The sequence below is a fragment of the Streptococcus sp. sy010 genome (assembly GCF_007859175.1).
In the GTDB taxonomy this organism is placed as follows: domain Bacteria; phylum Bacillota; class Bacilli; order Lactobacillales; family Streptococcaceae; genus Streptococcus.
In genome coordinates this window covers 1-3,327 of the sequence record NZ_VOHO01000002.1, presented here as the reverse complement: position 1 = coordinate 3,327, position 3,327 = coordinate 1, and the positions used below count along the sequence as shown (strand labels likewise).

3 protein-coding genes and 9 tRNA genes are annotated in these 3,327 nt (G+C 38.7%); all 12 read right to left on the bottom strand.

The window, feature by feature from the left end; all coding sequences use genetic code 11:
* A partial coding sequence (locus FRX51_RS05880; protein WP_261379789.1) for a CHAP domain-containing protein occupies positions 1-983 on the bottom strand: 983 nt, incomplete at its 3' end.
* Between the two features lie 98 nt (positions 984-1,081).
* The gene (gene mreD / locus FRX51_RS02410; RefSeq protein WP_146495554.1) at positions 1,082-1,579 is read right to left on the bottom strand and encodes a rod shape-determining protein MreD; all 498 of its coding nucleotides are present in this window, start codon (positions 1,577-1,579) and stop codon (positions 1,082-1,084) included.
* 4 nt (positions 1,580-1,583) lie between these two features.
* A complete protein-coding gene (mreC, locus tag FRX51_RS02405; RefSeq protein ID WP_146495552.1) occupies positions 1,584-2,399 on the bottom strand; it encodes a rod shape-determining protein MreC in 816 nt (271 codons plus the stop codon).
* Between the two features lie 72 nt (positions 2,400-2,471).
* Positions 2,472-2,559, bottom strand: a tRNA-Ser gene (locus FRX51_RS02400).
* Positions 2,560-2,571: 12 nt separating this feature from the next.
* Positions 2,572-2,645: transfer RNA gene (locus FRX51_RS02395), tRNA-Ile, on the bottom strand.
* 21 nt (positions 2,646-2,666) lie between these two features.
* Positions 2,667-2,737, bottom strand: a tRNA-Gly gene (locus FRX51_RS02390).
* A gap of 8 nt (positions 2,738-2,745) precedes the next feature.
* Positions 2,746-2,818: transfer RNA gene (locus FRX51_RS02385), tRNA-Phe, on the bottom strand.
* Positions 2,819-2,822: 4 nt separating this feature from the next.
* Positions 2,823-2,896: transfer RNA gene (locus tag FRX51_RS02380), tRNA-Met, on the bottom strand.
* Positions 2,897-2,912: 16 nt separating this feature from the next.
* Positions 2,913-3,002, bottom strand: a tRNA-Ser gene (locus FRX51_RS02375).
* Between the two features lie 14 nt (positions 3,003-3,016).
* A tRNA-Ile gene (locus FRX51_RS02370) sits at positions 3,017-3,090 on the bottom strand.
* Between the two features lie 26 nt (positions 3,091-3,116).
* Positions 3,117-3,190 (bottom strand) — tRNA-Met (locus FRX51_RS02365).
* A gap of 11 nt (positions 3,191-3,201) precedes the next feature.
* Positions 3,202-3,275 (bottom strand) — tRNA-Pro (locus FRX51_RS02360).
* Positions 3,276-3,327: the final 52 nt, after the last annotated feature.

Here is a 3,327-nt window from a genome sequence, read left to right as displayed (position 1 = left end):
ACTACTGGTGCTGAAACTTCTTCTACCACTGGAGTTGATTCAACTACTGGTGCTGAAACTTCTTCTACCACTGGAGTTGATTCAACTACTGGTGCTGAAACTTCTTCTACCACTGGAGTTGATTCAACTACTGGTGCTGAAACTTCTTCTACCACTGGGGTTGACTCAACAACTGGTGCTGAAACTTCTTCTACCACTGGCGTTGATTCCACTACTGGTGCTGAAACTTCTTCTATCACTGGAGTTGATTCAACTACAGCTTGTTGAGCCAATGCTTGAGCTTCTAATTCAGCTTGCATTTGAGCTACTACAGCTGCTTCTTGTGCTTGTTTTTCAGCAACAATAGCTGCCTTTTGACCTTCAGCATTCGCAATTTCTGTTGCTAGATTAGCTTGTACAGCCTCTAATTCAGCTTGTTGATTAGATAAAGCAACTGTGTTTTCAGCAATCATCGCTTGATTAGCTGCCACTTGATTTTGAGCTTCATGATTTTGAGCTTGTTTAGCTTCTAAAGTAACTTTGTCAGCTTTTTGTTGCGACAACATGTTATCACTCGCTACTACAATTTCACGAATCGCTACAATACGGTTAATTGCTTCTGACACCGATTTTGAATTAAGAATCGTATTGATGTAGTTTGTTGCTGTGTTATTTTTTTGTGCACTACGAGCTTGTTTTTTCAAAGACTCATTGCGAGCTACAATTTTATTTGACAGTGATTGAATTTGCTCTGTTAAAGCTTGAGATTCTGCTTGCAAGCGATCATTTTCAGCAACTAAATTTGCTTGTTCTACTTGAAGCGAACTTACTTGAGCTTGAATACTAGCTACTTGACCTTGAGTTAAAAGTTGTTGTTCGGTTAAATGACTAATAACATTATCTTGTGCAGCAATTTGCGATTCATAATCTTCTGCACTTACTGTTGCTGTTGTCGTCAAGGTAACTCCACTGACTAAAACTGCTGATAAAATACGTTTTTTCATAATACTATTACTCTCCTTATCAATTGGACATTTATTATTATAGCAAATAATGAGAGCTGCTATGTTACGCTATTATTACACTTTGATGTTAAAATTGCTTACCAGTTATTACGCTTTGATAAACCAAGCAGTAATAGTAAACTAATAAAGCTATTATAAAGCAAACTTGGTGCCAGACTAAAGGCAATAAAGTCAACGATAGGATAAGTCGTTAATTGATAAGTATAAGCTAAAACATAGAGTGCTATTTCAAAAAAGAAATTAACCAATAAAACAACTAAAAACAATTGAAATGGATTGGTTTCTTGAAATTTAGGAAATTTTCTTAGTACATAAAGCATACTAGGAAACAAAAGGCTAGTTAAACCAATCATTCTAAAATAATAGACATCTCCTAAAAAACCAACTATGGCATACAACCAATAAAGAGCAAATGACTGATGATATCTAGCTTGATAAACTAGGACAAATAGGAAAATATGCGAAACCAACCTAAATTCTTCATTAAAAAATTGATTTAGACTGTTTGACAAGTGAACATCTACAAGTAAAGTCAGAAGTAAGAAAATCAAATTCATCCATTTATTATTTAACAACAGCTCATCTCCCTACCAATATAATAACAGACAAATTCGAAAAATCTGCCCATGGCTTCACTTTAGCTGTTCGTGTCTTATTATCTACAGCTATTAATTGACCCACTGGAATATCTGCTACCGTTTCACCATCTAAACCACTGGTCACAACATCTCCCTCTGGTTTAAAGTCATCTGAACTATTGATATCAGAAATCAAAAGAAGCCCTTCATTTTGATCGTAGCCTGATAACAAACCATAAATTACTTTTTCTTGATTAGTCCATTTTACTGGGATAGCAAGAACTTCATTTTGCCTTGTTAACAAACTAAGCTTGCTACTACTTTGATTAACATCAACAATTTTACCAATCAAACCTTTTTCAGATACAGCTAACATTTGAGTTTTTACTTGTTTATCCTGACCAGCATTTAAGGTCAATTCATCCCACCAAAGCAAAGGAGAGCGTGTAATCACCTCTGTTGTAATTTTCTGCTGTGATGACACCTTTTCTTGCATTTCTAAAGTCTTTCTTAATTGTTCATTCTCACTCTTGACAGCAAGTAATTCTTCCTTTTGATCCGATAAAGTAGATAAAGACGCTTTTAACTTTCCGTTCTCCTCATAAGTTCTCAATAAATCATTAAGTGAATCTGAAAGATTCTTTCCCCAACGAAAAGGTAAAGATAGTAAATTATCTACTGTAGCCATACTACTTGTTATTGGAGATAAACTTTGATTGATGAATTGCCTATTTGTGATAAGAAAAAAAAGAAAGCCTACCGCTACAATTAACCCTATAATCACTCTCAAAATCAGTCTAGACCACTTATTTTGCATAACATCAACCCAATTTCTACTAATTTTATATAAAAAGAAAACGAGCTATCCATTGATAACATCGTTCTAAAACGGAGAATAAGGGATTCGAACCCTTGCGCCAGTTACCCGACCTAACGATTTAGCAAACCGTCCTCTTCAGCCTCTTGAGTAATTCTCCAACATATAATAATGGGCACGAGTGGACTCGAACCACCGACCTCACGCTTATCAGGCGTGCGCTCTAACCACCTGAGCTACGCGCCCAAACTATCTAAATAAGATAAAAGCGGGTGACGAGAATCGAACTCGCGACAACAGCTTGGAAGGCTGTAGTTTTACCACTAAACTACACCCGCGTTAAATATGGCGCGAGACGGAATCGAACCGCCGACACATGGAGCTTCAATCCATTGCTCTACCAACTGAGCTACCGAGCCATAATTGCGGGAGCAGGATTTGAACCTACGACCTTCGGGTTATGAGCCCGACGAGCTACCTAGCTGCTCCATCCCGCGATATTCTATTATTAAAAGGAGGATGTGGGATTCGAACCCACGCACGCTTTTACACGCCTGACGGTTTTCAAGACCGTTCCCTTCAGCCAGACTTGGGTAATCCTCCACAATATAACAATATGGACCTTGTAGGACTCGAACCTACGACCGCTCGGTTATGAGCCGAGTGCTCTAACCAGTTGAGCTAAAGGTCCTCAAGTCATCCAAAATCATATAAAAATAGCGGCGAAGGGGATCGAACCCCCGACCTCCCGGGTATGAACCGGACGCTCTAGCCAGCTGAGCTACACCGCCTTTATTTTATATCGGGAAGACAGGATTCGAACCTGCGACCCCTTGGTCCCAAACCAAGTACTCTACCAAGCTGAGCTACTTCCCGATAACTATGCACCCTAGAGGAGTCGAACCTCTAACCGCCTGATTCGTAGTCA